Source organism: Pseudocitrobacter sp. 2023LY-00077 (assembly GCF_055796175.1).
The window spans coordinates 143555-168128 of sequence record NZ_JBSPEI010000004.1 but is presented as its reverse complement, the minus strand read 5'-3'; the positions used below and the strand labels follow the sequence as shown (position 1 = coordinate 168128).

26 protein-coding genes are annotated in these 24574 nt (G+C 53.0%); 10 read left to right on the top strand and 16 right to left on the bottom strand.

The window, feature by feature from the left end; genetic code table 11:
• Nucleotides 1–138: 138 nt before the first annotated feature.
• The 3 genes from lpxM to znuA form a co-directional block, all read right to left on the bottom strand.
• Complete coding sequence (gene lpxM, locus ACWWFX_RS07155; RefSeq protein ID WP_473223493.1) at nucleotides 139–1107, bottom strand: lauroyl-Kdo(2)-lipid IV(A) myristoyltransferase; 969 nt, start codon at nucleotides 1105–1107, stop codon at nucleotides 139–141.
• Between the two features lie 131 nt (nucleotides 1108–1238).
• Nucleotides 1239–2549: a murein DD-endopeptidase MepM gene (gene mepM, locus ACWWFX_RS07150; RefSeq protein ID WP_276219899.1), complete on the bottom strand. Its 1311-nt coding sequence runs from the start codon at nucleotides 2547–2549 to the stop codon at nucleotides 1239–1241.
• A 15-nt stretch (nucleotides 2550–2564) separates the two neighbouring features.
• Nucleotides 2565–3521, bottom strand: a complete 957-nt coding sequence (znuA, locus tag ACWWFX_RS07145; RefSeq protein ID WP_473223492.1) for a zinc ABC transporter substrate-binding protein ZnuA — start codon at nucleotides 3519–3521, stop codon at nucleotides 2565–2567.
• 77 nt (nucleotides 3522–3598) lie between these two features.
• Here znuA and znuC point away from each other — a divergent pair, with 77 nt between their 5' ends.
• Nucleotides 3599–4354: a zinc ABC transporter ATP-binding protein ZnuC gene (gene znuC, locus ACWWFX_RS07140; protein ID WP_015964029.1), complete on the top strand. Its 756-nt coding sequence runs from the start codon at nucleotides 3599–3601 to the stop codon at nucleotides 4352–4354.
• Nucleotides 4351–5136, top strand: coding sequence for a zinc ABC transporter permease subunit ZnuB (znuB, locus tag ACWWFX_RS07135; protein WP_473223491.1), 786 nt, complete (start codon nucleotides 4351–4353; stop codon nucleotides 5134–5136). The genes znuC and znuB overlap by 4 nt, the downstream gene beginning before the upstream one ends.
• A 99-nt stretch (nucleotides 5137–5235) precedes the next feature.
• Here the strand turns inward: znuB and ruvB are convergent, their stop codons facing one another.
• The 3 genes from ruvB to ACWWFX_RS07120 all read right to left on the bottom strand — a co-directional run bounded on the left by ruvB (nucleotide 5236) and on the right by ACWWFX_RS07120 (nucleotide 7571).
• Nucleotides 5236–6246, bottom strand: a complete 1011-nt coding sequence (gene ruvB / locus ACWWFX_RS07130; RefSeq protein WP_276219896.1) for a Holliday junction branch migration DNA helicase RuvB — start codon at nucleotides 6244–6246, stop codon at nucleotides 5236–5238.
• Between the two features lie 8 nt (nucleotides 6247–6254).
• On the bottom strand, nucleotides 6255–6866 hold the full coding sequence (gene ruvA, locus ACWWFX_RS07125) for a Holliday junction branch migration protein RuvA (protein WP_015964026.1): 612 nt from the start codon (nucleotides 6864–6866) through the stop codon (nucleotides 6255–6257).
• A 273-nt stretch (nucleotides 6867–7139) separates the two neighbouring features.
• Nucleotides 7140–7571, bottom strand: a complete 432-nt coding sequence (locus ACWWFX_RS07120; RefSeq protein ID WP_473223547.1) for a DUF6707 family protein — start codon at nucleotides 7569–7571, stop codon at nucleotides 7140–7142.
• A 313-nt stretch (nucleotides 7572–7884) separates the two neighbouring features.
• Between ACWWFX_RS07120 and ACWWFX_RS07115 the strand changes: the two genes are divergently transcribed.
• On the top strand, nucleotides 7885–8466 hold the full coding sequence (locus tag ACWWFX_RS07115; RefSeq protein ID WP_473223490.1) for a YebB family permuted papain-like enzyme: 582 nt from the start codon (nucleotides 7885–7887) through the stop codon (nucleotides 8464–8466).
• Nucleotides 8467–8519: 53 nt separating this feature from the next.
• Nucleotides 8520–9515, top strand: a complete 996-nt coding sequence (locus ACWWFX_RS07110; protein ID WP_276219893.1) for a DUF4034 domain-containing protein — start codon at nucleotides 8520–8522, stop codon at nucleotides 9513–9515.
• A 47-nt stretch (nucleotides 9516–9562) separates the two neighbouring features.
• Here the strand turns inward: ACWWFX_RS07110 and ruvC are convergent, their stop codons facing one another.
• Genes ruvC through aspS form a run of 4 tightly spaced genes read right to left on the bottom strand, consistent with a single transcriptional unit; the run spans nucleotide 9563 to nucleotide 13118 of the window.
• Entirely contained in the window at nucleotides 9563–10084 is a 522-nt protein-coding gene (ruvC, locus tag ACWWFX_RS07105) for a crossover junction endodeoxyribonuclease RuvC (RefSeq protein ID WP_015964021.1), read from the bottom strand.
• Nucleotides 10085–10117: 33 nt separating this feature from the next.
• Complete coding sequence (locus ACWWFX_RS07100) at nucleotides 10118–10858, bottom strand: YebC/PmpR family DNA-binding transcriptional regulator (RefSeq protein WP_015964020.1); 741 nt, start codon at nucleotides 10856–10858, stop codon at nucleotides 10118–10120.
• 27 nt (nucleotides 10859–10885) lie between these two features.
• Nucleotides 10886–11329: a dihydroneopterin triphosphate diphosphatase gene (gene nudB / locus ACWWFX_RS07095; RefSeq protein WP_231827004.1), complete on the bottom strand. Its 444-nt coding sequence runs from the start codon at nucleotides 11327–11329 to the stop codon at nucleotides 10886–10888.
• A 1-nt stretch (nucleotide 11330) separates the two neighbouring features.
• Complete coding sequence (gene aspS, locus ACWWFX_RS07090; protein ID WP_276219892.1) at nucleotides 11331–13118, bottom strand: aspartate--tRNA ligase; 1788 nt, start codon at nucleotides 13116–13118, stop codon at nucleotides 11331–11333.
• Between the two features lie 244 nt (nucleotides 13119–13362).
• Between aspS and ACWWFX_RS07085 the strand changes: the two genes are divergently transcribed.
• From ACWWFX_RS07085 to cmoB, 5 genes are read left to right on the top strand one after another with little or no spacing between them, the layout of a single operon-like run.
• On the top strand, nucleotides 13363–13929 hold the full coding sequence (locus tag ACWWFX_RS07085) for a hydrolase (RefSeq protein ID WP_473223489.1): 567 nt from the start codon (nucleotides 13363–13365) through the stop codon (nucleotides 13927–13929).
• Complete coding sequence (locus ACWWFX_RS07080; RefSeq protein WP_473223488.1) at nucleotides 13926–14744, top strand: DUF72 domain-containing protein; 819 nt, start codon at nucleotides 13926–13928, stop codon at nucleotides 14742–14744. The genes ACWWFX_RS07085 and ACWWFX_RS07080 overlap by 4 nt, the downstream gene beginning before the upstream one ends.
• Nucleotides 14745–14796: 52 nt before the next feature.
• On the top strand, nucleotides 14797–15192 hold the full coding sequence (locus tag ACWWFX_RS07075) for an MAPEG family protein (RefSeq protein WP_113857109.1): 396 nt from the start codon (nucleotides 14797–14799) through the stop codon (nucleotides 15190–15192).
• Nucleotides 15193–15231: 39 nt separating this feature from the next.
• Nucleotides 15232–15975, top strand: a complete 744-nt coding sequence (gene cmoA / locus ACWWFX_RS07070; protein WP_253898542.1) for a carboxy-S-adenosyl-L-methionine synthase CmoA — start codon at nucleotides 15232–15234, stop codon at nucleotides 15973–15975.
• Entirely contained in the window at nucleotides 15972–16940 is a 969-nt protein-coding gene (cmoB, locus tag ACWWFX_RS07065) for a tRNA 5-methoxyuridine(34)/uridine 5-oxyacetic acid(34) synthase CmoB (protein WP_456145820.1), read from the top strand. Before cmoA ends, cmoB begins: the two co-directional genes overlap by 4 nt.
• A 94-nt stretch (nucleotides 16941–17034) precedes the next feature.
• Here the strand turns inward: cmoB and ACWWFX_RS07060 are convergent, their stop codons facing one another.
• The 4 genes from ACWWFX_RS07060 to ACWWFX_RS07045 form a co-directional block, all read right to left on the bottom strand.
• Nucleotides 17035–17730 (bottom strand): RES family NAD+ phosphorylase, encoded by a 696-nt coding sequence (locus tag ACWWFX_RS07060; protein ID WP_473223487.1) that lies wholly within the window; start codon nucleotides 17728–17730, stop codon nucleotides 17035–17037.
• The gene (locus tag ACWWFX_RS07055) at nucleotides 17727–18128 is read right to left on the bottom strand and encodes an MbcA/ParS/Xre antitoxin family protein (RefSeq protein ID WP_231826998.1); all 402 of its coding nucleotides are present in this window, start codon (nucleotides 18126–18128) and stop codon (nucleotides 17727–17729) included. The genes ACWWFX_RS07060 and ACWWFX_RS07055 overlap by 4 nt, the downstream gene beginning before the upstream one ends.
• 196 nt (nucleotides 18129–18324) lie before the next feature.
• On the bottom strand, nucleotides 18325–19068 hold the full coding sequence (gene cutC, locus ACWWFX_RS07050) for a copper homeostasis protein CutC (RefSeq protein WP_473223486.1): 744 nt from the start codon (nucleotides 19066–19068) through the stop codon (nucleotides 18325–18327).
• A 75-nt stretch (nucleotides 19069–19143) separates the two neighbouring features.
• Nucleotides 19144–19710 (bottom strand): VOC family protein, encoded by a 567-nt coding sequence (locus ACWWFX_RS07045; protein WP_473223485.1) that lies wholly within the window; start codon nucleotides 19708–19710, stop codon nucleotides 19144–19146.
• 232 nt (nucleotides 19711–19942) lie between these two features.
• On the opposite strand from ACWWFX_RS07045, the gene argS reads away from it, so the two are divergent.
• Nucleotides 19943–21676: an arginine--tRNA ligase gene (argS, locus tag ACWWFX_RS07040; RefSeq protein WP_276219885.1), complete on the top strand. Its 1734-nt coding sequence runs from the start codon at nucleotides 19943–19945 to the stop codon at nucleotides 21674–21676.
• A gap of 94 nt (nucleotides 21677–21770) precedes the next feature.
• On the opposite strand, the gene bglB is transcribed toward argS, so the two are convergent.
• Together bglB and ACWWFX_RS07030 are read right to left on the bottom strand one after the other, a co-directional pair.
• Nucleotides 21771–22910, bottom strand: coding sequence for a beta-galactosidase BglB (gene bglB / locus ACWWFX_RS07035; RefSeq protein WP_253898547.1), 1140 nt, complete (start codon nucleotides 22908–22910; stop codon nucleotides 21771–21773).
• A 5-nt stretch (nucleotides 22911–22915) separates the two neighbouring features.
• Nucleotides 22916–24499 (bottom strand): MFS transporter, encoded by a 1584-nt coding sequence (locus tag ACWWFX_RS07030; RefSeq protein ID WP_276219884.1) that lies wholly within the window; start codon nucleotides 24497–24499, stop codon nucleotides 22916–22918.
• Between the last annotated feature and the right edge of the window lie 75 nt (nucleotides 24500–24574).

Sequence of the window (24574 nt, the reverse complement as noted above, 5' to 3'; positions counted from 1 at the left end):
GAAGAGGCCTTTTTATTTTTAGCTACGAGTAGGCTGTAAAACTGCCTGATGGCGCTTCGCTTATCAGGCCTACCAGACTTTGCCCTACTCAATTCGTGTAGGCCCGGTAAGCACAGCGCCACCGGGCACATAAAGCACTTACTCTGGATATCGCTCGCTCGGTTTATACGGCTTAATATCACCCGGTTTACGCGTTTTCAGCAGCTTCAGAATCCAGGTGTACTGCTCCGGATGCGGGCCGACAAAAATCTCCACCTCTTCATTCATACGACGCGCAATGGTGTGATCGTCTGCTTCCAGCAGATCGTCCATCGGCGGGCGTACCAGAATGGTTAAACGATGTGTTTTGCCATCATAGACCGGGAACAGCGGCACCACGCGCGCACGGCACACCTTCATCAGACGGCCGATCGCCGGGAGTGTGGCTTTGTAGGTGGCGAAGAAATCGACGAACTCGCTGTGCTCCGGGCCGTGATCCTGATCCGGCAGATAGTAGCCCCAGTAGCCCTGACGCACTGATTGGATAAACGGCTTAATGCCGTCGTTACGCGCATGCAGACGACCGCCAAAACGACGACGTACGGTATTCCACACATAATCGAATACTTTGTTGCCCTGATTGTGGAACATGGCGGCCATTTTCTGCCCCTGGGACGCCATCAGCATTGCCGGGATATCCACGCCCCAGCCGTGCGGCACGAGGAAAATGACGTTCTCGCCCTTCTCGTGCATTTCGTCGATGATCTCTTTGCCCTGCCAGTCGACGCGCGGCAAAATTTTCTCTGGTCCGCGAATCGCCAGTTCAGCCATCATCGCCATCGCCTGCGGCGCAGTGGTGTACATACCATCAATGATAGACTCGACTTCAGCATCGCTTTTGTCCGGGAAACAGTAACGCAGATTGATTTGTGCGCGGCGGCGAGCGCTTTTACCTAAACGCCCGACCAGACGGCCCAACGAGCCTAATAGCGGGTCGCGTACTTTTGCGGGCAGACAAGCTACACCCGCGAAGGCGAACACACCTAACCACGCCCCCCAGTACTGTGGGCGGCGAAAGTCTTTCTCAAATTCAGGAATGTATTCACTGTTTTTTTTGTTTGTTTCCATGCTTATTCCATGAAGAGCGCTTCTGGTGCGAAACGATTACCGATAGTGTAGCGAGGCGCTCTGGTTCACACAAAAGAAAAAGCCGGTGACACTGAGTACACCGGCTTTAATTGCATATAAATTAAGCGAAATTAATCAAAACGCAGCTGCGGAAGGACCTGCTTAACCTGTGCAAGGTAATCCGTACGATCGGAACCGGTCAGGCCTTCCGTACGCGGCAGTTTCGCCGTTAGCGGGTTGACCGCCTGCTGGTTGATCCATACTTCATAGTGCAGGTGCGGGCCAGTAGAACGCCCGGTATTCCCGGAAAGCGCGATACGGTCGCCACGTTTGATTTTCTGCCCTGGCTTCACGAGGATTTTACGCAAGTGCATGTAGCGGGTGGTGTAAGTACGACCATGACGGATCGCCACATAGTAACCTGCCGCACCGCTACGCTTCGCCATGACCACTTCACCGTCACCCACTGCCAGTACTGGCGTGCCTTGCGGCATCGCGAAGTCTACGCCACGGTGCGGCGCGACACGACCGGTAACCGGGTTCAGGCGACGCGGGTTAAAGTTTGAAGAGACGCGGAACTGACGCGCGGTTGGGAAACGCAGGAATCCTTTTGCCAGTCCGGTACCGTTACGGTCGTAATACTTACCGTCTTCGGAGCGGATCGCGTAGTAATCTTTACCTTCGGAACGGATACGCACGCCAACCAGTTGGCTTTGCTCGCGCTTGCCATCCAGCATTTCGCGCGACATCAGTACGGCGAATTCATCATCTTTTTTCAGCTTACGGAAGTCCATCTGCCACTGCATCGCTTTGATTACCGCACTAACTTCTGTGCTGGTAAGGCCGGCATTGCGCGCGCTGGTCACAAAGCTGCCGCCAACAGTGCCTTTCAGCAGGCTGTTCACCCACTCGCCCTGCTGCGTTTCAGCGCTCATTTTAAAGCCGTTAGCAACGCGGTCATAGGTACGAGTTTCGCGACGGGACATTTCCCAGGTGAGCTGTTGTAAATCGCCATCCGCCGTCAGCGTCCAGGAGAGCTGCTGGCCGATTTTCATATTACGCAGGTCTTTATCCGTCGCCGCAAGACGACTGATATCACCCATATCAATACCATACTGATTGAGGATGCTGCTGAGAGTGTCGCCTGTCGAGACAACGTACTCATGCTGGTTATCGGTTTTTTCATCCAGCTCATCCTGCGGGATAGCTTCATCTTCCTGTGCTGCCTGGTCGATAGGCTCGCTCGCTTCCGGCAACAGGGAACGGATTTCTTTCTGTTCAAGCTCGATGGTGCGCACAATCGGGCTGGATGTTGGGTGATAAACGTATGGTCGCCATACGGCGACCGCTAAAGTCAGGACTGTCAACGACCCCAGCATAACGCGGTGGGGTCGCGGCAAATTGTTAAACGCCAGGGCGACAGAGCGGGCTATCTGTTGCACGTATTCACTTCCTCATTAATCTCCCTTCAGGCAGCTCGAATATTGGTTCGCGAGTTGACGAAGAAACGTCGCGTAACTCTCTTTGCTCAATTGAATGTTTGTACCCAGAGGATCTAACGTGCCCATACGCACAGAAGTTCCCCGGGCCACCGCTTCAACGACCGCTGGCCTGAACTGTGGCTCAGCAAAAACGCAGGCTGCTTTTTGCTCAACCAACTGTGTTCTGATTTGATGTAAACGCTGCGCACCGGGTTGGATTTCAGGGTTTACGGTAAAGTGGCCAAGCGGCGTTAAACCGTACTGTTTTTCATAGTAGCCATAGGCGTCATGAAAAACGAAATACCCCTTCCCTTTCAGCGGTGCCAGCTCGTTACCAACCTCTTTATCGGCTGTGGCTAATTGTGCCTCAAAATCCTTCAGGTTGGCGTCGAGTTTGGCTCGACTCTGCGGCATAAGTTCCACTAATTTGTCATGGATTGCAACCGCTGACAGCCGCGCTATCTCTGGCGAGAGCCACAGATGCATGTTGTAGTCGCCGTGATGGTGATGTGCGTCACCTTTTTCACTCTCATGGCCTGCGTGATCGTGGTCACCTTCATGGTCATGGTCATCATCATCTCCCCCTTTCATGAGCAACGGTTTCACGTCGTCAAGCTGGGCAATGGTGACTTTATTTTTGTCAGAAATGCTTTGCGTTGACTTATTCATGAACGCTTCCATTTCCGGCCCAATCCAAACGACTAAGTCCGCGTTCTGTAAGCGTTTTACATCAGAAGGTCGCAGAGAATAATCATGCTCAGACGCACCATCAGGCAGTAAAACCTGCGTCTCGGTGACGCCATCGGTGATAGCTGAAGCGATAAATCCAAGCGGTTTTAATGAGGCGACCACAGCCGCGTCAGCGCGCTGAACGGCGGCACCGCTCAACGCAATCGATAAAGTAGCGAAAAGAAGCGTATTTTTCTGTAACATAATGCGTCTGATAATCGTAATGAATAAGTGGAATGTGATATTATAACATTCACTCACTTGTGCAACCCTTAATTGCTATGACGAATCTTGTAACACTGGAAAATGTTTCGGTCTCATTCGGCCAGCGCCGCGTGCTGTCTGACATTTCACTGGCCCTGAAGCCAGGACGCATTTTGACGTTACTCGGGCCGAACGGTGCGGGTAAATCCACGCTGGTACGCGTGGTTTTAGGCCTGGTAGCACCCAATGAAGGCGTGATCAAGCGCGAGGGCAAACTGCGCATTGGCTATGTGCCGCAGAAATTACACCTGGATGCCACGCTGCCGCTGACGGTGGAGCGCTTTTTACGTCTGCACCCGGCAACCAAAAAAGCGGATATCCTTCCGGCGCTGAAACGCGTGCAGGCAGGTCATTTGCTTAACGCGCCAATGCAGAAACTCTCTGGCGGCGAGACGCAACGCGTCCTGCTGGCGCGCGCGCTGTTGAACAGCCCGCAGTTGCTGGTGCTGGACGAACCGACGCAGGGTGTCGATGTTAACGGTCAGGTCGCGCTGTACGATCTGATTAACCAGCTACGTCAGGAACTGGACTGCGCGGTGCTGATGGTTTCGCACGACCTGCACCTGGTGATGGCAAAAACTGACGAAGTTTTATGCCTGAATCATCACATCTGCTGTTCCGGCACGCCGGACGTAGTGTCGATGCATCCAGAATTTATCTCGATGTTCGGCCCGCGCGGCGCTGAACAACTCGGCATCTACCGCCATCAGCATAACCATCGCCACGATTTACAGGGTCGTATTGTTTTGCGTCGGGGAAATGGTCACTCATGATTGAATTGTTACTGCCCGGCTGGCTGGCCGGGATGATGCTGGCGTGCGCCGCTGGCCCGCTGGGCTCGTTTGTGGTCTGGCGTCGTATGTCCTATTTCGGCGATACCCTGGCCCATGCTTCATTACTGGGCGTAGCGTTTGGCCTGCTGCTGGATGTAAATCCTTTCTATGCGGTTATCGCGGTTACGCTCTTTTTGGCCGGCGGGCTGGTATGGCTGGAAAAACGCCCTCACCTTGCGGTCGATACCTTGCTGGGGATTATGGCGCACAGTGCGCTGTCGCTGGGTCTGGTGGTCGTCAGCCTGATGTCGAATATCCGCGTGGATCTGATGGCGTATTTGTTTGGCGACCTGCTGGCGGTAACGCCGGAAGATCTGATTTCCATCGCGATTGGCGTGGTGATTGTGCTGGCCATTCTTCTCTGGCAGTGGCGTAACCTGCTGTCGATGACCATCAGCCCGGACCTGGCGTTTGTCGATGGTGTGAAGCTGCAACGCGTGAAACTGCTGCTGATGCTGGTGACGGCGTTAACCATCGGCGTGGCAATGAAGTTTGTAGGTGCGCTAATCATTACTTCACTGCTGATTATTCCCGCCGCGACGGCACGTCGTTTTGCCCGCACGCCGGAACAAATGGCGAGCATCGCCGTTGGCGTAGGGATGATTGCGGTCACCGGCGGCCTGACCTTCTCGGCGTTTTATGATACACCGGCCGGGCCCTCCGTGGTGCTGTGTGCCGCGGTGCTGTTTATTTTCAGTATGATGAAAAAGCAGGCTCAGTGAGCCGTTGAGATGCCGGATGGCGGCTTCGCCTTATCCGGCCTACGAATACGGTTTTGTAGGTCGGATAAGATGCGCGAGCATCGCCATCCGACACGGTTCTCAGGGCATTTCCGGCGGCGTAATGCCGAAGTGATTCCACGCACGCACCGTCGCCATACGTCCACGCGGCGTACGTTGCAGGAAGCCCTGCTGAATCAGATAGGGCTCCAGCACATCTTCAATAGTTTCCCGCTCTTCACCAATCGCCGCCGCCAGGTTATCTAACCCCACCGGGCCGCCGAAGAATTTATCGATAACGGCCAGCAGCAATTTGCGGTCCATGTAATCAAACCCTTCCGCATCGACGTTAAGCATATCCAGCGCCTGCGCGGCGATATCCGCTGAAATGGTGCCATCATGCTTCACTTCCGCGAAGTCGCGTACGCGACGCAGCAGGCGGTTGGCGATACGCGGCGTACCGCGTGCGCGGCGAGCAACTTCCAGCGCGCCCTCTTCACTCATCTCCAGCCCCATATAACGGGCGCTACGGCCAACGATATGTTGCAGGTCAGGCACCTGATAAAACTCAAGGCGCTGAACAATACCGAAACGGTCACGCAGCGGTGAAGTTAATGAACCCGCACGCGTTGTCGCACCAATCAGCGTAAAGGGCGGCAAATCAATTTTAATCGAGCGCGCCGCCGGGCCTTCACCAATCATGATGTCGAGCTGATAATCCTCCATCGCCGGATAGAGCACCTCTTCTACCACCGGTGACAGTCGATGAATTTCATCGATAAACAGCACATCATGCGGTTCGAGGTTCGTCAGCATTGCCGCCAGGTCGCCCGCTTTCTCCAGCACCGGGCCAGAGGTAGTGCGCAAATTCACGCCCATTTCATTGGCAACGATATTAGCAAGCGTGGTTTTACCCAGCCCAGGAGGGCCGAAAATAAGCAAATGGTCGAGCGCATCACCACGCAGCTTCGCGGCCTGGATGAAAATCTCCATCTGCGAGCGCACCTGCGGCTGACCAATGTACTCTTCCAGCAATTTAGGCCTGATGGCGCGGTCTACCACATCTTCTGGCAGCGTACTTTCTGCACTAATCAGGCGGTCTGCTTCAATCATCCTCTACCTCACAGCGCAGCGCGTAACGCTTCGCGGATCAATGTTTCGCTATTGGCATCCGGACGGGCGATTTTGCTGATCATCCGGCTGGCTTCCTGAGGTTTATAGCCCAGCGCCACCAGCGCGGCAACCGCTTCCTGCTCTGCATCGTCCGTCGCCGGGCCAGCCGGAGAGGTGAGCACCAGGTCGGCGGCTGGCGTAAACAGGTCGCCGTGCAGGCCCTTGAAGCGGTCTTTCATTTCGACAATCAAACGCTCGGCGGTTTTTTTGCCGATGCCCGGCAGTTTCACCAGCGCGCCAAGTTCTTCGCGCTCAACGGCATTAACAAACTGCTGCGCCGACATACCGGAGAGGATCGCCAGCGCCAGTTTCGGGCCAACGCCATTGGTTTTAATCAATTCTTTAAACAGGGTACGTTCCTGTTTGTTGTTAAAGCCGTACAGCAACTGTGCATCTTCGCGCACCACGAAATGGGTGAAGATGATGGCTTCCTGCCCCGCTTCCGGCAGCTCATAGAAGCAGGTCATCGGCATATGCACTTCATAGCCGACGCCGCCCGTTTCCAGCAGTACTAACGGGGGTTGTTTTTCAATGATGATGCCTCTGAGTCTGCCTATCACATGACGCTCCTGCGTTAATGGCTCTGATACAAAGGTGTATCATAAAAAAATGCTGGATAGATATCCAGCGAGGGAGAGAACAAAAATGCAAGTAATGTGCTTTTTACCTCCTTGTACCAGGCATGTCAGTTACTCTACTGATGATTTTATAGTTGTCCGTAGATAAACTGGGATATCTCTTCATTTATTTTCTATCCTAAGTGCATCCATATATTCTAATATTGTATTTTCTATAATAGACTTATTTTTATTCAACTCAGGATATAACCCCGTTTAGGTATCACCAATCAGTGACAACAACGCATTCATACGCCATTCATTTGCGGTATGAAAATTACCTCCCGCTAATTCCTCATCAATTTTATCTTTGTTGTTTATAAAATCATATGTGAAACGGGATCTACGGCGGGCCTCAAATTTCTGTATATCACAATCTTTGGCCAATAACTTTGTTGGTGATGAAAAATGTGCATCAATTATTGACGCGATATGTTCAGCTTCTGTTTCTTGCCCACGACTTCGTAAAATCCGAATTTTTAACCCCCACATAAAATGGATAAAACTCCAAACATTATAATTCTGCTTGAATTGTAAGGAACTTGTTAGATCTATGCATTTTATTGACAACTCAGCATAATCATAAATATACAGCCAATAAGCTAAGCGACATAGAACCTCCATATCCGCCCCGCTACTAAATGAGATTTTCTTCAGCAGTTAATTGTTTAATTTAAGAATCGCTTTCTGCGAACATGATTGAGACACTTCATTAAAAACTTCCATTTAAGCTACCCCCAACAACACAATCAAGTACATAAACACTTCCTCTAAAATCAACAAAACCTCATGAAAACACATTTAACACTGAATTTAATATTCACAAGCTAAATATTTAACAAGGAATCCATTGTCCATAAAAATATTATCGAACATATCTTTACTATAAATAGCCAAGATGATACTTTTTATTTAGACAAATACAACCCCTTCTGTCTTTAATTATAAACGGATAGAAACAGTGAAAATCAATTACCCAACCAAATATGAAACCGGTGATATTGTTTTTACCTGCATCGGCGCTCGCCTGTTTGGGCAAATTTCTACGGCCTCACAATGCTGGAGCAATCATGTGGGGATAATTATCGGACATGACGGCGATGATTACCTGGTCGCCGAAAGCCGCGTACCGCTCTCTACCATAACAACGTTGTCTCGCTTCATTGAACGCTCGACCAATCAACGCTACGGCGTCCGCCGTCTGGCTGGCGGATTAACCGCAGAACAAAAACTGGCGCTGGTGGAAAAGGTGCCAGGACGGCTGCATAAGCTTTACCATACCGGCTTTAAATACGATTCTGCGCGTCAGTTCTGCTCGAAATTTGTCTTCGATATCTATAAAGAAGCGTTATGCATCCCGGTGGGCGAAATAGAAACCTTCGGGAACTTGCTGCAAAGTAACCCCAACGCCAAACTCACCTTCTGGAAGTTCTGGTTTCTGGGCTCGATTCCGTGGGAGCGAAAAACCGTGACACCAGCCAGCTTGTGGCATCATCCGAGTCTGACTCTTATCTTCGACAGTAATGTTCAAAACATAAAGTAACCTGCAGTTATTTAACTAAAAATCAAGATGCTTTTTACAGAAAAGGATGTTCTATGAATGTTAAGAAATTTATATTTTCATCATTAATACTTTCTCCAATCATTGCTTCAGCAAGTACTACAACTGAAATGACAGAGCGTGGAGTTATTGAACAACAAGTAATGGACCTTACTTATAAAAAAGACTGGGTACAGTTGGAATCAATAATTAAACAATATAATACCAATTTTCCAGCTACCAGCGGAGGGACGCAAAAACTAGAAATATTTTGGGGAAGTATGTACGACATATATAAGAATGATGTCAGCGATGGTGGTTTTACCGACGAAACAATCAATGAATGGTTGAAAGCTGTACCCAATTCGTCCGGTGCAAGGATACTTAAAGCATTTAAATATAATGCTCAGATTGTCGAACTCCGGGGTGAAGGCCCGGCGGACTCTGTAGATCCCAGTGTATGGCCAAAATATAAAAAACTTGTCAACCAGGAAAAGGAATACCTTCTAAAAAACAAGGATCTGGCTGATAAAGATGCTGAATGGTATCCCATCATGATGATGGTTGCCAGAAACCTTGAAGATAAAGATTTATTATATAAAACCTTTTATGAAGGAATTGAAAAATACCCTACTTATCAGGATAATTATTTACAGGCAATGGAGGGGCGATTACCTAAGTGGGGCGGCAGTTATGAAGAAATAGAAAAGATCGCCCGGATTGCTGCAGATAAAAATAAAACACAGTCTGGTTTATCTATGTATGCTTACATTTGGCATAATGCTTTCTTCTTCCAACCAGATAGCATGAATTTATTGCGAGATAAAAAAATAGTCTCCTGGAACGACCTTCTTCAAGGCTGGAGAGACCGCTACGAGCAATACCACTCTACAAGAACGCTGAATGGTGTATTGATCGCCTCTTGCATAGCTGATGATAAAGAAACGTTTACCCGTGCAAATGCCATGATTGATGGCCAGGTCGAACGCCAAAGTTGGCCAATGGGGCTAACATGGCAACAATGCAAAGACTATTTTAAACAGCAGAATTAATATCAAAACGATAATGCCTCTGCCTTAATTAGCAGAGGCATTCGAATTCAACGCAGTCGCCCTCTCGCCAGATTCAGCCGCGATTCGCTCATTTGCATCGCGTTCTGGCTGACATGGCAGTGGGTGATGGCAATAGCCAGCGCATCGGCGGCATCGGCCTGTGGATTCGCGGGGAGCTTCAGCAGCGTGCGCACCATGTGCTGCACCTGGCTTTTCTCCGCGCTACCAATGCCCACGACGGTCTGCTTGACCTGACGGGCGGCATATTCAAACACCGGTAGATCCTGATTCACCGCCGCGACAATTGCCACGCCGCGCGCCTGTCCCAGCTTTAACGCGGAGTCGGCGTTTTTCGCCATAAAGACCTGCTCAATGGCAAAAAAATCAGGCTGAAACTGGGTGATGATTTCGCTAACGCCAGCGTAGATTAGCTTCAGACGGGACGGCAGATCATCCACCTTGGTTCGAATGCAGCCGCTGCCTAAATAGGTAAGCTGCCTGCCAACCTGGCGGATGACGCCGTAACCGGTGATGCGTGAGCCGGGGTCAATCCCGAGAATAATCGACAACACGCACCTCCGGTTGTTGAGTGAACGGCTCCATTACAGAGTCGCTGCTACCTCATCAGAGATCTCACCGTTATGGTAGACTTCCTGCACATCATCGCAGTCTTCCAGCATATCGATCAGACGCAGCAGTTTCGGCGCAGTTTCTGCATCCATGTCTGCTTTGGTCGATGGGATCATGGAGACTTCTGCTTCGTCGGCTTTCAGGCCAGCAGCTTCCAGCGCATCACGTACTGCGCCCATCTCTTCCCACGCGGTGTAGACGTCAATAGCGCCATCGTCGAAGGTCACAACGTCTTCGGCACCCGCTTCCAGCGCAGCTTCCATGATCGCGTCTTCATCGCCTTTCTCGAAGGAGATCACGCCTTTTTTGCTGAACAGGTAGGCAACGGAACCGTCAGTGCCCAGGTTACCACCGGTTTTGGTGAACGCGTGACGCACTTCCGCTACGGTACGGTTACGGTTGTCAGACAGACATTCAACCATCACCGCAGTACCGCCAGGGCCGTAACCTTCATAAATGATGGTTTCCATGTTCGCATCATCATCACCGCCCACGCCACGTGCGATGGCACGGTTCAGGGTGTCACGCGTCATGTTGTTAGACAGCGCTTTATCAATCGCCGCACGCAGACGCGGGTTGGAGCCAGCGTCGCCGCCGCCCAGACGCGCAGCCGTTACCAGCTCACGAATGATTTTGGTGAAGATTTTACCGCGCTTGGCATCCTGTGCCGCTTTGCGGTGTTTGGTGTTGGCCCATTTACTATGACCTGCCATAAATATTTCCTCAAAAAGCGCGCCCTATCAGGCGGCGTTAATTACAAACTCTTCAATCGCCTGCCGGTTGCTCCACGACTTGGTTAATGCCGCGGCGTCCACAGCATTAACCCAGCGGTAGGTCAGATGTTCAGTGAACACGATCTCCCGTTCGTGAGGGAGCGCAAGGCAAAACCAGGATTCGGTATTGCGCATGACGCCCGGCGCATAGCGATGACGTAAATGACTAAAAATTTCAAACTCCACCGTACGCTGACAATCCATAAGATTCAGACGCTCTGCGAAAATATCGACAGAGACCTCTTCCTTTACTTCACGTGCGGCGGCCTGCGGCGCGGTTTCACCCTCTTCCACGCTGCCGGTAACCGACTGCCAGAAATCAGGATCATCGCGCCGCTGTAGCATCAGCACCCGCTTCGTGTCCTCGGCATAAATCACCACGAGAATCGACACGGGACGCTTGAATGACATATTACTTGTTCTCCGCAGACTCTTTTGCTTCCTTCGCCACGACCTGAATGTTCAGTTCAGCCAGAGAAGCCGGATTCGCGAAGCTTGGCGCTTCGGTCATCAGACAGGCTGCTGCCGTGGTTTTCGGGAAGGCGATAACGTCACGGATGTTATCGGTGCCGGTCAGCAGCATGGTCAGACGGTCAAGACCGAATGCCAGGCCTGCGTGCGGCGGCGTACCGTATTTCAGGGCGTCGAGCAGGAAGCCGAATTTCTCGCGCTGTTCCTGTTCGTTAATACCCAGAATGCCGAACACGGTCTGCTGCATATCACCACGGTGAATACGCACGGAACCACCGCCCACTTCATAGCCGTTGATAACCATGTCGTAGGCGTTCGCTACCGCGTCTTCCGGCGCCGCTTTCAGTTCGTCTGCGGTCATGTCTTTCGGCGAGGTGAACGGGTGGTGCATCGCGGTCAGACCGCCTTCACCGTCGTCTTCAAACATCGGGAAGTCGATAACCCACAGCGGCGCCCATTTGGACTCGTCGGTCAGGTTAAGGTCTTTACCCAGTTTCAGGCGCAGTGCGCCCAGCGCGTCGGCAACCACTTTTTTGTTGTCCGCGCCGAAGAAGATCATGTCGCCATCTTGTGCGCCGGTGCGCTCAAGAATCGCTTCGACGATTTCTGCATTCAGGAATTTCGCTACCGGGCTGTTGATGCCTTCGAGACCTTTTGCACGTTCGTTGACTTTAATATAAGCCAGACCTTTCGCGCCGTAGATCTTCACGAAATTACCGTATTCGTCGATAAGTTTACGGGTCAGTGCTGCACCACCAGGTACACGCAGCGCCGCAACACGGCCTTTAGGATCGTTGGCCGGGCCTGCGAAGACCGCGAACTCAACGTCTTTCAGCAGGTCTGCAACATCTACCAGCTCCATCGGGTTACGCAGATCCGGTTTATCGGAACCGTAACGGCGTTCAGCTTCGGCAAAGGTCATGATCGGGAAATCGCCCAGATCCACGCCTTTGATTTCCAGCCACAGCTGACGTACCAGCGCTTCCATCACTTCACGCACTTGCGGTGCGGTCATGAAAGAGGTTTCGACGTCGATCTGGGTGAATTCCGGCTGACGGTCAGCACGCAGGTCTTCGTCACGGAAGCATTTTACGATCTGATAGTAGCGGTCGAAACCGGACATCATCAGCAGCTGTTTGAACAGCTGCGGAGACTGCGGCAGCGCGTAGAATTTACCTTTATGTACACGAGACGGTACCAGGTAGTCGCGCGCGCCTTCCGGGGTCGCTTTGGTCAGCATCGGGGTTTCGATATCGAGGAAACCGTGATCGTCCATAAAGCGACGCACAAAGCTGGTGATTTTCGCGCGGGTTTTCAGGCGTTGCGCCATTTCCGGGCGACGCAGGTCGAGGTAGCGGTACTTCAGACGCGCTTCTTCGGTGTTAACGTGGTTTGAATCCAGCGGCAGTGATTCTGAACGGTTGATGATGGTCAGATCAGACGCAAGCACTTCGATTTCACCGGTGGCCATGTCGGCGTTGACGTTTTTCTCGTCACGCGCACGCACGGTGCCGGTTACCTGAATGCAGAACTCATTACGCAGTTCGGAGGCCAGCTTTAATGCGTCGGCACGATCCGGATCGAAAAACACCTGCACGATGCCTTCGCGGTCACGCATATCAATGAAGATGAGGCTACCGAGATCACGACGACGGTTGACCCAACCACACAGAGTCACCTGCTGCCCAACGTGGGACGGTCGAAGCTGTCCGCAATATTCTGTACGCATGAGATATCCCTTAACTTAGCCGCAGGCACAACTGTCGCAGCTTTAGCTGAATGTCACTACTGGATGAAAAAAGGGGGTTATTATACTGGAAATTCTCGCTGGCGATAAGCCCGCTGCGGTTTATCCGCGCATTAGCTGAACGCTTATTGCGCAGACTCACAAAAATTAACAAAATAGATCCCGCTGATAACCCTTCAGACGTCGTAAGGTATTGCTCTGTTTGCCTGTTTAGATGAGAAACGTGATGTTGAATATTGATGCGAAAAAGACCGCACTGGTGATTATTGACCTGCAGGAAGGCATTCTGCCCTTCGCCGGTGGCCCGCATACGGCGAGTGATGTGGTCACGCGCGCTGCCCACCTTGCAGACAAATGTCGGGCAGTGGGTGCTCCGGTGGTGATGGTGCGCGTGGGTTGGTCTGCGGATTTCGCCGAAGCGCTGAAACAGCCGGTTGATGCGCAGGCTGGCGCACACGCGTTGCCGGACAACTGGTGGACCTATCCGCAGGCGCTCGGCAAACAAGAGCGCGATATTGAAGTCACTAAACGCCAGTGGGGCGCATTTTACGGCACCGACCTGGAGTTACAGCTGCGTCGTCGCGGCATCGACACCATTATCCTGTGCGGTATTTCCACCAACATTGGCGTGGAATCCACCGCGCGCAACGCCTGGGAACTGGGCTTTAATCTGATCATCGCTGAAGACGCGTGCAGCGCCGCCAGTACCGAGCAACACCAGGGCAGCATGACGCATATTTTCCCGCGCATCGCCCGCGTGCGCAGCACTGAGGAGATAGCCCAGGCGCTATGATTTACATCGGTCTGCCGCAGTGGTCACATCCCAAATGGGCGCGCCAGGGCATTAGCGGGCTGGAGGATTATGCCCGCTACTTTAACTGCGTCGAGGGCAATACCACGCTCTATGCTCTGCCGAAAGCGGAAATCGTCACCCGCTGGCGTGAGCAGACCGGCGATGATTTTCGCTTCTGTTTTAAATTCCCGGCGACCATTTCCCACGAAGCAAAACTTCGCCACTGCGATGACCTGACCACGGAATTTTTTCAGCGGATGTCGCCGCTGGAAGACAGGATTGGACAATACTGGCTCCAGTTGCCCGCCACCTTCGGCCCACAGGATCTTCCCGTTTTGTGGGCTTTCCTCGAAGGCCTGCCGAAAAATTTCACCTATGGCATAGAAGTGCGCCATCCGCAGTTTTTCGATAAAGGTGAAGCCGAGCAGCAGCTGAATCGCGGGTTGATAGAACGCGGCGTCAATCGCACGATCCTCGATAGTCGCCCGGTGCATGCCGCCGTGCCGCACAGCGAGGCTATCGTTGACGCCCAGCGAAAGAAGCCAAAAGTGCCGGTTCACGCCATTGTTACCGCCAAAAATCCGATGGTCCGGTTTATCGGTAGTGATGATATGGCGCAGAATCAGGCATTTTTTGCAGCCTGGCTGAAGAAACTCCCCGAGTGGACCACCACCACCACACCGTACCTGTTTTTACATACGCCGGATATTGCACAGGCACTGGAGCTGGTTAACGCCCTCTGGCATAACCTGCAAATCGCACTGCCGGAAGTAGGTTCTGCGCCCGCGATCCCACAACAATCTTCTCTTTTTTGATATTCCTACCTATCATAGTGAATGCCATCTGCCAGCGAGAAAGGGAGTTTGTATGGTAAGTGCGCTTTATGCCGTACTGGCCGCACTGTTGTTGATCAAGTTTTCCTTCGACGTCGTTCGCCTGCGCATGCAATATCGCGTCGCCTACGGTGACGGCGGTTTTAGCGAACTGCAAAGCGCGATTCGTATTCACGGCAATGCGGTGGAATATATTCCCATCGGCGTCATTTTATTGCTGTTTATGGAAATGAACGGTGCGGAAACCTGGATGGTTCACCTGTGCGGCATTTTGCTGCTGGCAGGCCGTTTAATGCATTATTATGGTTTTCATCATCGCCTTTTCCGCTGGCGTCGCTCTGGCATGAGCGCGACCTACATTTCGCTTCTGCTCATGGTGCTGGCAAATCTGTGGTATCTGCCGTGGGAGTTGGTTTTCTCACTCCGTTAGCGCACAATACGCCGTTTTCGTTTTTTCGGATTTTACGTTATGTCTCACCGCGACACGCTTTTTTCTGCGCCAATTGCCCGTCTCGGCGACTGGACCTTTGATGAACGGGTAGCCGAAGTCTTCCCGGATATGATCCAACGTTCCGTCCCCGGCTACTCCAATATCATCTCGATGATCGGTATGCTGGCGGAACGTTTTGTTCAGCCTGCCACCCATGTCTACGATCTCGGCTGTTCGCTGGGTGCGGCAACGCTCTCCATTCGCCGTAATATCGCCCATGAGAGCAGCAAAATTATCGCGGTGGATAACTCCCCGGCGATGGTGGAACGCTGCCGTCGCCATATTGACGCCTATAAAGCGCCAACGCCGGTTGAGGTGATTGAGGGTGATATCCGCGATATCGAGATTGAGAACGCCTCGATGGTAGTCCTCAACTTTACCCTGCAATTTCTTGAGCCCGCTGAACGTCAGGCGCTGCTGAATAAAATCTATAAAGGGTTAAATCCCGGTGGCGCGCTGGTGTTGTCAGAAAAATTCAGCTTTGAAGACGCCACCGTCGGCGAACTGCTGTTTAACATGCATCACGACTTCAAGCGGGCCAACGGTTATAGCGAACTGGAGATCAGCCAGAAGCGCAGCATGCTGGAAAATGTGATGCTCACTGATTCTGTCGAAACCCATAAAGCGCGCCTGAGCCAGGCCGGGTTTGAGCATAGCGAACTGTGGTTCCAGTGCTTCAACTTCGGTTCACTGGTGGCACTGAAAGCAGGAGCGGCGGCATGATCGAGTTCGGCAATTTTTACCAGCTGATTGCAAAAAATCACCTCTCTCATTGGCTGGAAACCCTGCCCGCGCAAATCGCCACCTGGCAGCGCGATCAGCACGGGTTGTTTAAGCAGTGGTCCAACGCCGTTGAGTTCCTGCCGGAAATCACCCCGTGGAAACTGGACCTGCTGCACAGCGTGACCGCCGAGAGTGAAACGCCGCTCAGCGACGGGCAAATCAAACGCATTGATACGTTGATGCGCAATCTGATGCCATGGCGCAAAGGCCCCTACTCCCTTTATGGCGTGAATATTGATACCGAATGGCGCTCCGACTGGAAATGGGAACGCGTGCTGCCGCACCTGTCCGACCTGACCGGGCGCACTATTCTGGATGTCGGCTGCGGTAGCGGTTATCACATGTGGCGCATGATTGGCGCGGGCGCGCATCTGGCGGTGGGTATCGACCCCACGCAGTTGTTCCTGTGCCAGTTTGAAGCGGTGCGTAAATTGCTGGGGAATGACCAGCGCGCACACCTGCTGCCGCTCGGCATTGAACAGCTTCCAGCGCTGAAAGCCTTTGATACCGTGTTCTCAATGGGCGTGCTGTATCATCGCCGTTCGCCGCTGGAACACCTCTGGCAGTTGAAAGATCAACTGGTGAGCGAAGGTGAGCTGGTGCTGGAAACGTTGGTGGTTGAAGGTGACGAAAATACGGTGCTGGTGCCGGGCGATCGCTACGCGCAAATGCGTAATGTTTACTTTATCCCTTCCGCCCCGGCATTGAAAAACTGGCTGGAAAAGTGCGGCTTTGTTGATGTGCGTATTGTGGATATGTCTGTGACGTCCACCGACGAGCAGCGTCGCACCGAATGGATGGTCACCGAGTCACTGGCCGACTTCCTTGACCCGAACGACCCGACAAAAACGATTGAAGGTTACCCGGCTCCGCTGCGCGCAGTGTTGATTGCGAAAAAACCTTAACTCCTTCGCAACGCCTGATGCGCTTCGCTTATCAGGCCTACAAAGCACCGTAGGTCGGATAAGGCGAAGCCGCATCCGACAATTGCTCCCACCACTAATCCCCGTACAACCGGATGCTGAGAATGTTGGAAATCGATCTGCCGTTCCAGTGATACTCCAGATGCTCCGCCTGAAGGATCTTCGTCACCAGACAAGGCCGATACAGCACATAACAGGTATGTCCGGCGTGGCGAACGGAACAATAGTGAATGCCGTCAACATGTTGTGCCTTTTGCTGCTGCGCAAACGCCTTCGACTGGCTGTAGTCGGTAGCATGATAAATCGAAGAAGAGAGGTAAGGTTCCTGCGTGATATCCACCAGCGTGGCATCAAACTCCGTATAGAGAACTCGCATCTGAACTTTCTGTGCCGGTTCGTTGGTGTAACCAAAAATACGCTCCTGATGGTACACCGTCTCTTTCACCGCCGTATCAAGCTGCGGCGCACAGTAATAACCGCCAAAATCTCCCGTCGTGAAACGTGCGCCCTCCGGGTTCACATGCGTAAAAGCCGCCATCACGTAGCTACAGCCATTAAGCCCGACAAGCCAGTCTTCTTTTGGCACTCTGGATAACGAACCCACTTGCTCCTGTAACCGCTCATTGGTGATGGCTTCGACTGCCCACACGGCTTCTAATTCATCGCTACTGGCGACATCTTCAAATAAATCGATAGTGGGATAGCGGCTGGGGATAATGCGATAAGCCGTTGCGCCTTTAAAGGCGGCGAGGATGGGCGCGTCATTAATCAAGCCATGCCTCCTCTCCACGCCTGAAGACGTGTGGCAACCTCGTAAAGGTCGGCAACCCGACCGCCGCTCATCACGTCCATTGCCGAGCGCCCGGCGAAGAAAGGATGATTATTCGGTTTGCGCACCCAGCCATAAATGCTGTCATCGGCGGTGAACAACACGCGCAGGCATTTATGAATGTTAAGGATGTAGCTCATCCGCTCGAGCGTATCCGCACTTAGACGGATACCGCCACTCACCTCTTTATACTTGTTCAATGTTGAACGCGAACTCACACCCAACAGTTTTAACTGTTCATCTGTGGTGCATTGCCATTTATCCAGAATACGGAAGACAACGGGCAGCGCCTTACTGGTATCTATCGCATTATTTTCATGCTGCTTGTTGACGATTGCCATCGTTCCCCCCTCGCCTGCGTGGCTTTAATGCATATTACATATATGAACAATGATAGTTCATTTATCCATTTATGTACACTGTCGAATAGTGCAGCGTTACACCGCCCGGGAGATAAAAAAAGGCCCCTGTTGAATTGGCAGGGGCCTGGTACAAGCAAACATCACATTGGGCGACATGATGCGCGGTAAAAATCGGTTATTCGGCGCGGCGCGCGATAATCGCCTTCATTTGCGCAACGGCGGTTGCGTCGACGGCATAGCGCGAGTATTCATCCGCGTCCGGGTCTGTTGACATGGAGAGCCCCGGATTACGGTAACGCATTGCCGACGGGATCCACTGCCCGGCAGAGCTGTGAACTTCCTTCACACCTGCCTCAAGAAACAGTTCAAGGTTGCTGGCCCTGACTCCTGCCCCCGCCATAATGATTGGAGCATCGGCACGGGCAATAAGTTCCCGAATTAATGAAAGACCTTTTTCCGCTGACGCTTTTTGCCCGGATGTCAGCACCCTTGCCACGCCCAGTTTTGCCAGCGTATCAAAGGCTTGCTGCGGATCCGCACACATATCAAAAGCACGATGAAAAGTCACCGCCAGCGGGCCCGCCGCCGCCATAATTTGCTGCATCCGCGCGTTATCGACGTTGCCAGCTTCATCCAGCACGCCGATCACCAGGCCGGGAAAACCCAGTTCGCGGACGGTGTGCACATCTTCAAGCATCGCCTGAAACTCACCGTCGGTGTAGCAAAAATCACCGCCGCGCGGGCGAATAATTGGATGTACCGGAATCGACACCTGCTCTCGCGTAGACTCCAACACACCATAAGAAGGCGTCAGCCCGCCCTCCAGCGGCGCGGCACACAATTCGATGCGATCGGCACCGTTTTTTTCTGCGCTCAGCGCGCATTCCATGCTGTAACAGCATATCTCCAGCACTGTCATTCGCTTCTCCATAACTCAAAACTGGGCGGATCATGCCACGGTTCGCGGCCGCAGACCCCGCGTCACTTCACATTGTTACACTGCCTGTTCGCTGGCAACGATCGCTTCAATCGTCCAGGGGTGAAATTTGATAGTCACTTTACCGTCGGTAACGGCCAGAGTCGGATTGGGCAGACGCTCCTTCTCCCCTTTCGGCGAACTGGTTTTGATAAAAATCCCCGGCTGGCTTAGCCCGTCATCGCTCAATAATGCCAGCGCGCGGGCATTTAAGGTCTCCGGCTCTCCGGGCAGTACGATTTCAATATGCTCCCAGCCTTCGTGGGGATAGCGCTTTTCGCCCGGCCAGGGAAGCTCGACTACGCTGAACTGCCAGTGCGCCACGCACACAGGTTCTCGCAGTTTAAACAGGCAGATGGGGCGGCCATTGATGATATTCTCTGAAAGTAGTTCACCGCACTGCTCCAGCCCGCGACGCCAGCGCTCAGCGGTGGCATTTTGATGACAGCGTAGCGATATATGGTCGGCATCGAGCGGGGCAATGTTTAAACCCAGACGAGTGGACAGTTCTGTTAACGCCTGAACGAAACGCGGGAGATCCGCAGAAATATCCTTCAGTTCTTCAATTGTCTGCCAGTTAGCCATTTTCCCACTCCCGTTTGCAATAAAGGCGCTAATCTACCCTGTTGTTCGCAGTGAACCAAGACCGTCGGCGACATGAGTGGTTATTCATTAATCGTGCAGGCGCATCTGGCGGTTTGTAACGCGTCCCTGATGCTGACGCCATCAGGCAAATGCAGTATACTCCCGCCTTAATTTATCCACACCCGACGCGGCTCTTAACGCGATGCCACGTCTTTCAATGTAAGGTATTTCGGTGAATATTCAGGCTCTTCTCTCAGAAAAGGTTAGCCAGGCCCTGATTGCGGCAGGCGCGCCTGCCGATTGCGAACCGCAGGTTCGTCAGTCAGCAAAAGTACAGTTCGGCGACTATCAGGCTAATGGCGTGATGGCGGTTGCGAAAAAACTGGGCATGGCGCCGCGACAACTGGCAGAGCAGGTCCTGTCTCACCTCGACCTTACCGGTGTCGCCTGCAAAGTTGAAATCGCAGGCCCGGGGTTTATCAATATCTTCCTCGACCCGGCATTCCTGGCTGAGCACGTCAATAACGCGCTGGCCTCCGATCGTCTGGGGATTACCCAGCCTGCACCGCAAACCATCGTGGTGGACTACTCTGCACCTAACGTCGCAAAAGAGATGCACGTGGGTCACCTGCGCTCCACCATCATTGGCGATGCCTCCGTGCGAACCCTGGAACTGCTGGGCCATAAAGTGATCCGCGCAAACCACGTCGGCGACTGGGGTACCCAGTTCGGCATGCTGATCGCGTGGCTGGAAAAACAGCAGCAGGAAAACGCCGGTGAAATGGAACTGGCTGACCTCGAAGGTTTCTATCGCGACGCAAAAAAACACTACGATGAAGACGAAGCGTTTGCCGAGCGCGCGCGTAGCTACGTGGTGAAACTGCAGGGCGGCGATGAATATTTCCGCGAGATGTGGCGCAAGCTGGTCGATATCACCATGACCCAGAACCAGATCACCTATAACCGTCTGAACGTCACCCTGACGCGCGACGACGTAATGGGTGAGAGCCTTTACAACCCGATGCTGCCGGGAGTTGTTGCCGATCTCAAAGCGAAAGGCATGGCTGTAGAGAGCGAAGGCGCAACCGTGGTGTTCCTTGACGAGTTCAAGAACAAAGAAGGTGAGCCTATGGGCGTCATCATCCAGAAAAAGGATGGCGGCTACCTCTACACCACCACCGATATCGCCTGCGCGAAATACCGTTATGAAACCCTGCATGCTGACCGCGTGCTGTACTACATCGACTCCCGTCAGCATCAGCACCTGATGCAGGCGTGGACCATCGTGCGCAAAGCCGGTTACGTGCCGGAATCCGTACCGCTGGAACACCACATGTTCGGTATGATGCTGGGCAAAGACGGCAAGCCGTTCAAAACCCGTGCCGGCGGCACCGTGAAGCTTGCTGATCTGCTGGACGAAGCGCTGGAACGCGCCCGTCGCCTGGTCGCCGAGAAGAACCCGGATATGCCAGCTGAAGAGCTGGAAAAACTGGCTAATGCGGTCGGTATCGGCGCGGTGAAATATGCGGATCTTTCTAAAAACCGTACCACCGATTATATCTTCGACTGGGACAACATGCTGGCGTTTGAAGGTAACACTGCACCGTATATGCAGTATGCCTACACCCGTGTGCTTTCCGTGTTCCGCAAAGCAGGTATCGAAGAGAGCGAACTGCTGAACGCAACGGTTGAGATTAAAGAAGATCGTGAAGCCCAGTTGGCTGCGCGCCTGCTGCAATTCGAAGAAACCCTGAACGTGGTCGCTCGCGAAGGCACGCCGCACGTTATGTGTGCCTACCTGTACGATCTGGCGGGTCTGTTCTCTGGCTTCTACGAGCACTGCCCGATCCTGAGCGCAGAAAGCGAATCTATTCGCAACAGCCGTCTGAAACTGGCGCTGCTGACGGCGAAAACGCTGAAAACCGGTCTGGATACCTTGGGTATTGAGACGGTAGAGCGGATGTAATAAAGAAACCCGGCTGATGCCGGGTTTTTTAATTGCAGCTATGGTGCGTATTCTGTAGGCCGGATAAGCGAAGCGCATCCGGCACGTTGCACCATCAAAAATACTTACGCAAATACTCCGTCAGACACAAAATCGCCATCGCCTGGCCGTAAGGCATAGAGGTCAGCGGGATCTCGCGATAGAAATCGAGATTCGAACCCATCCCGGTGCCAAATGAGGTTTGCAGCAGTTCCCCTTCCGGCGAGATGTGTTTCACAATCCCTTTAATCGCTTTTTCCGCCACTTCCGCATACTCCGCCCCGACGTAGCGCTTACGCACGGCTTTGAGAATCCCGTAGGCAAATCCCGCTGTTGCAGAGGCTTCAAGGTAAGAGTTCGGATCGTCGAGCAGCGTGTGCCACAGGCCGCTTTCATCCTGGCATTTCGCCAGCGCGGCAATCTGCGCGTTCAGTACCTGTACCAGATAACGACGCACGGCGTTGTTTTCCGGCAGATCCACCAGTTCCAGGAAGTCAGGGATCACAATCGTCAGCCAGCTATTGCCGCGCGCCCAGCGGGCGTTGGCGAAGTTATGCTGACCATCGTAGGTCCAGCCGTGAAACCAGAGACCGGTCTCCCGGTCCATCAGGTTCTGTACGTGCAGCAGGAACTGATATACCGCCTCTTCAACATATTCCGGTCGATTGAGCAATTTACCAATTTTCGCCAGCGGCAGTACGGTCATCATCAGCGTGTCATCCCACATCTGTTGATGGTTTTCCTCCGCCAGCGTGATGTGCTGCATGCCGCCGTGATTGGTGCGCGGCATTTCGTTCATCGCCCACTCAGCCCAGCTATCCAGCCACGGCAGATACGCGGCGTTACCCGTCTCTTCGTAGCGATACGCCAGCGTCAGGAACGGCGCCATGGTGTTGACGTTTTTGGTGGTTGCCCCTTCAGCAAAGCGATCGGCGAACCAGTTGTCGATGATGTCGCGCATCGCCACATCGCCGGTCTGCTGGAAGTACTGGTGAATACCGTACAAGCCGACACCGTGCGTCCACTCCCAACCGGCCCAGCCTTTGGTATCAATCACGCGGCCATCGTCGAGGCGCAGCAGGAACTGACCGGTTTCATCCTTAATGTTGACCAGGTTGTTGGTCACCGTCTGGATCAAACCCTTCAGCTCTTCCCGGGAGATAAAACGCTCCGGTTGACGTAATAACGCGCTGTGTTTTACCGGCCAAACTTTCATATCCATTAACCTCTGTGATAAGTCGAATTCAATGTGACACCCTGCTTAAGCGATGGCGCAGCAGGTTTGTTACGATTCAGATAACCAATATTGTTGTTGCCCCACAGGGATTCATAGGGCATCCCTGCCAGCATTTCGACCGTGGCGCGGGCATCCGGGGTGATGCTTTCCGGCATCGCGCGGCCCGACTCACGCATCTTCGCGGTCTCTTCACGCAGGACACTGTGCGTTTTCAGATTCAGTTTGAAACGCAGGGAGACCAGGAAGCCGCAGGCCAGTACCAGAATGGTGCCGAAGCTTAAGATCATCAGGATGGTGTGGCTCACTTCCGGCGGCTGAACTTTCTGGCCAGAGACAAAACCCGACATCTGCATGATGATACCCACCATCATCACCGCACCCGCCTGAGACGCTTTACGCGTCAGGGTCATGATGCCCGCAAAGATACCTTCACGGCGCTGGCCGGTAATCACTTCATCGACGTCAGAAATGTAGGTATAGGTGTTCCACGGCACATAGTTGATACCACCGCGACCCAGACCGGCAATGGCTGAAATCAGCAACAACAGGGAATAAACGTCGCTCATGCCTGCGTAGTAAAGCATCGCGTAGGAGAGTGAACCGAGACCAAACAGCACCACCACCATGCGGTAAGATGGCGCGGGCCCGAAGCGGATGCACAGCGGGATCATCGCGATAACCGCAATGAACTGGAAGATAGCCATGGTACCCAGCAGATTAGAGGCCATAGAGGCTTCCTGCATCAGCACGAAGACCACATAGTAGGTGAACACCGCGTTAAAGACGTCCTGTGCAATATAGCCACCGAGATACATTCCCAGGTGCTGGCGGAAAATTTTAATCCGCAGCGTGGAGGTCAGCTCGGTAATCAAACGACTCATGCTCTGCGCAAAGGTCAGGTGCTTTTTCTCTTCTTCCGCACGCAGCGCCGCTTCCGTCCACTCTTCACGCGGGCGCTCCCAGGTGTAGAACCAGACAAAGGTCAGCATCATCGCGCACAGCACCGAGAAGACCAGGCTTGCGTAGAAGAAGGAGATGGCGTTGTCTTTACCGAAGGTGGTCAACAGAATACCTGGCAGGAAAGAGGCCAGAATCGCCGACATCTGCGCCATAGAAATGCGCGCGCCGGAGAACTTGGTTTTCTGTTTGAAGTCGTCGGTCATTTCCGGCACCAGTGTTTCATACGGCACCAGAATCATGGTGTAGACGATATCGAAGATCAGATACGTCAGCAGGTAATACCAGAATCCCATGTCTCCGACCCACATGAAGGAGTAGCTGAAGACGCAGGGAATACCGAGCATAATAAAGAACTTACGGCGGCCAAAGCGTTTACCAAGCCAGGTCGAGCCAAAGTTATCGGTTAAGAAGCCCATCAGCGGGCTGACAACGGCATCAAGCACGCGTGCCGTCGCAAAAATGAACGTGGCTTCAATCGGCGTTAAGCCGCAGAAGGTAGTGTAGAAGTAGAGCAGCCAGGCTGCGGTTAACGCAGTAGTGCCTGCGCCGAGAAAATCCCCTGACCCGTAAGCAAGGTAATTAGCCAAACCTATTTTTCGTGTTTTCATCGCCGTGGATCCTGTGTTTTTTAAGGCCCCTCTCAGAAGACAAGAGAGGACTGACACGGCTACAGTAAAATCATG

What these genes read in the sequence shown, in the direction of transcription:
- znuB (WP_473223491.1), top strand. Translation starts at nt 4,351, where the DNA reads ATGATTGAATTGTTACTGCCCGGCTGGCTGGCCGGGATGATGCTGGCG.
- ruvB (WP_276219896.1), bottom strand. Translation starts at nt 6,246, where the DNA reads ATGATTGAAGCAGACCGCCTGATTAGTGCAGAAAGTACGCTGCCAGAA.
- ACWWFX_RS07085 (WP_473223489.1), top strand. Translation starts at nt 13,363, where the DNA reads ATGTTGAATATTGATGCGAAAAAGACCGCACTGGTGATTATTGACCTG.
- bglB (WP_253898547.1), bottom strand. Translation starts at nt 22,910, where the DNA reads ATGAAAGTTTGGCCGGTAAAACACAGCGCGTTATTACGTCAACCGGAG.
- znuC (WP_015964029.1), top strand. Translation starts at nt 3,599, where the DNA reads ATGACGAATCTTGTAACACTGGAAAATGTTTCGGTCTCATTCGGCCAG.
- ACWWFX_RS07055 (WP_231826998.1), bottom strand. Translation starts at nt 18,128, where the DNA reads ATGGCAATCGTCAACAAGCAGCATGAAAATAATGCGATAGATACCAGT.
- nudB (WP_231827004.1), bottom strand. Translation starts at nt 11,329, where the DNA reads ATGTCATTCAAGCGTCCCGTGTCGATTCTCGTGGTGATTTATGCCGAG.
- znuA (WP_473223492.1), bottom strand. Translation starts at nt 3,521, where the DNA reads ATGTTACAGAAAAATACGCTTCTTTTCGCTACTTTATCGATTGCGTTG.
- cmoA (WP_253898542.1), top strand. Translation starts at nt 15,232, where the DNA reads ATGTCTCACCGCGACACGCTTTTTTCTGCGCCAATTGCCCGTCTCGGC.
- lpxM (WP_473223493.1), bottom strand. Translation starts at nt 1,107, where the DNA reads ATGGAAACAAACAAAAAAAACAGTGAATACATTCCTGAATTTGAGAAA.
- ACWWFX_RS07080 (WP_473223488.1), top strand. Translation starts at nt 13,926, where the DNA reads ATGATTTACATCGGTCTGCCGCAGTGGTCACATCCCAAATGGGCGCGC.
- cutC (WP_473223486.1), bottom strand. Translation starts at nt 19,068, where the DNA reads ATGACAGTGCTGGAGATATGCTGTTACAGCATGGAATGCGCGCTGAGC.
- ACWWFX_RS07110 (WP_276219893.1), top strand. Translation starts at nt 8,520, where the DNA reads ATGAATGTTAAGAAATTTATATTTTCATCATTAATACTTTCTCCAATC.
- ACWWFX_RS07100 (WP_015964020.1), bottom strand. Translation starts at nt 10,858, where the DNA reads ATGGCAGGTCATAGTAAATGGGCCAACACCAAACACCGCAAAGCGGCA.
- ACWWFX_RS07045 (WP_473223485.1), bottom strand. Translation starts at nt 19,710, where the DNA reads ATGGCTAACTGGCAGACAATTGAAGAACTGAAGGATATTTCTGCGGAT.
- aspS (WP_276219892.1), bottom strand. Translation starts at nt 13,118, where the DNA reads ATGCGTACAGAATATTGCGGACAGCTTCGACCGTCCCACGTTGGGCAG.
- ACWWFX_RS07075 (WP_113857109.1), top strand. Translation starts at nt 14,797, where the DNA reads ATGGTAAGTGCGCTTTATGCCGTACTGGCCGCACTGTTGTTGATCAAG.
- ACWWFX_RS07030 (WP_276219884.1), bottom strand. Translation starts at nt 24,499, where the DNA reads ATGAAAACACGAAAAATAGGTTTGGCTAATTACCTTGCTTACGGGTCA.
- cmoB (WP_456145820.1), top strand. Translation starts at nt 15,972, where the DNA reads ATGATCGAGTTCGGCAATTTTTACCAGCTGATTGCAAAAAATCACCTC.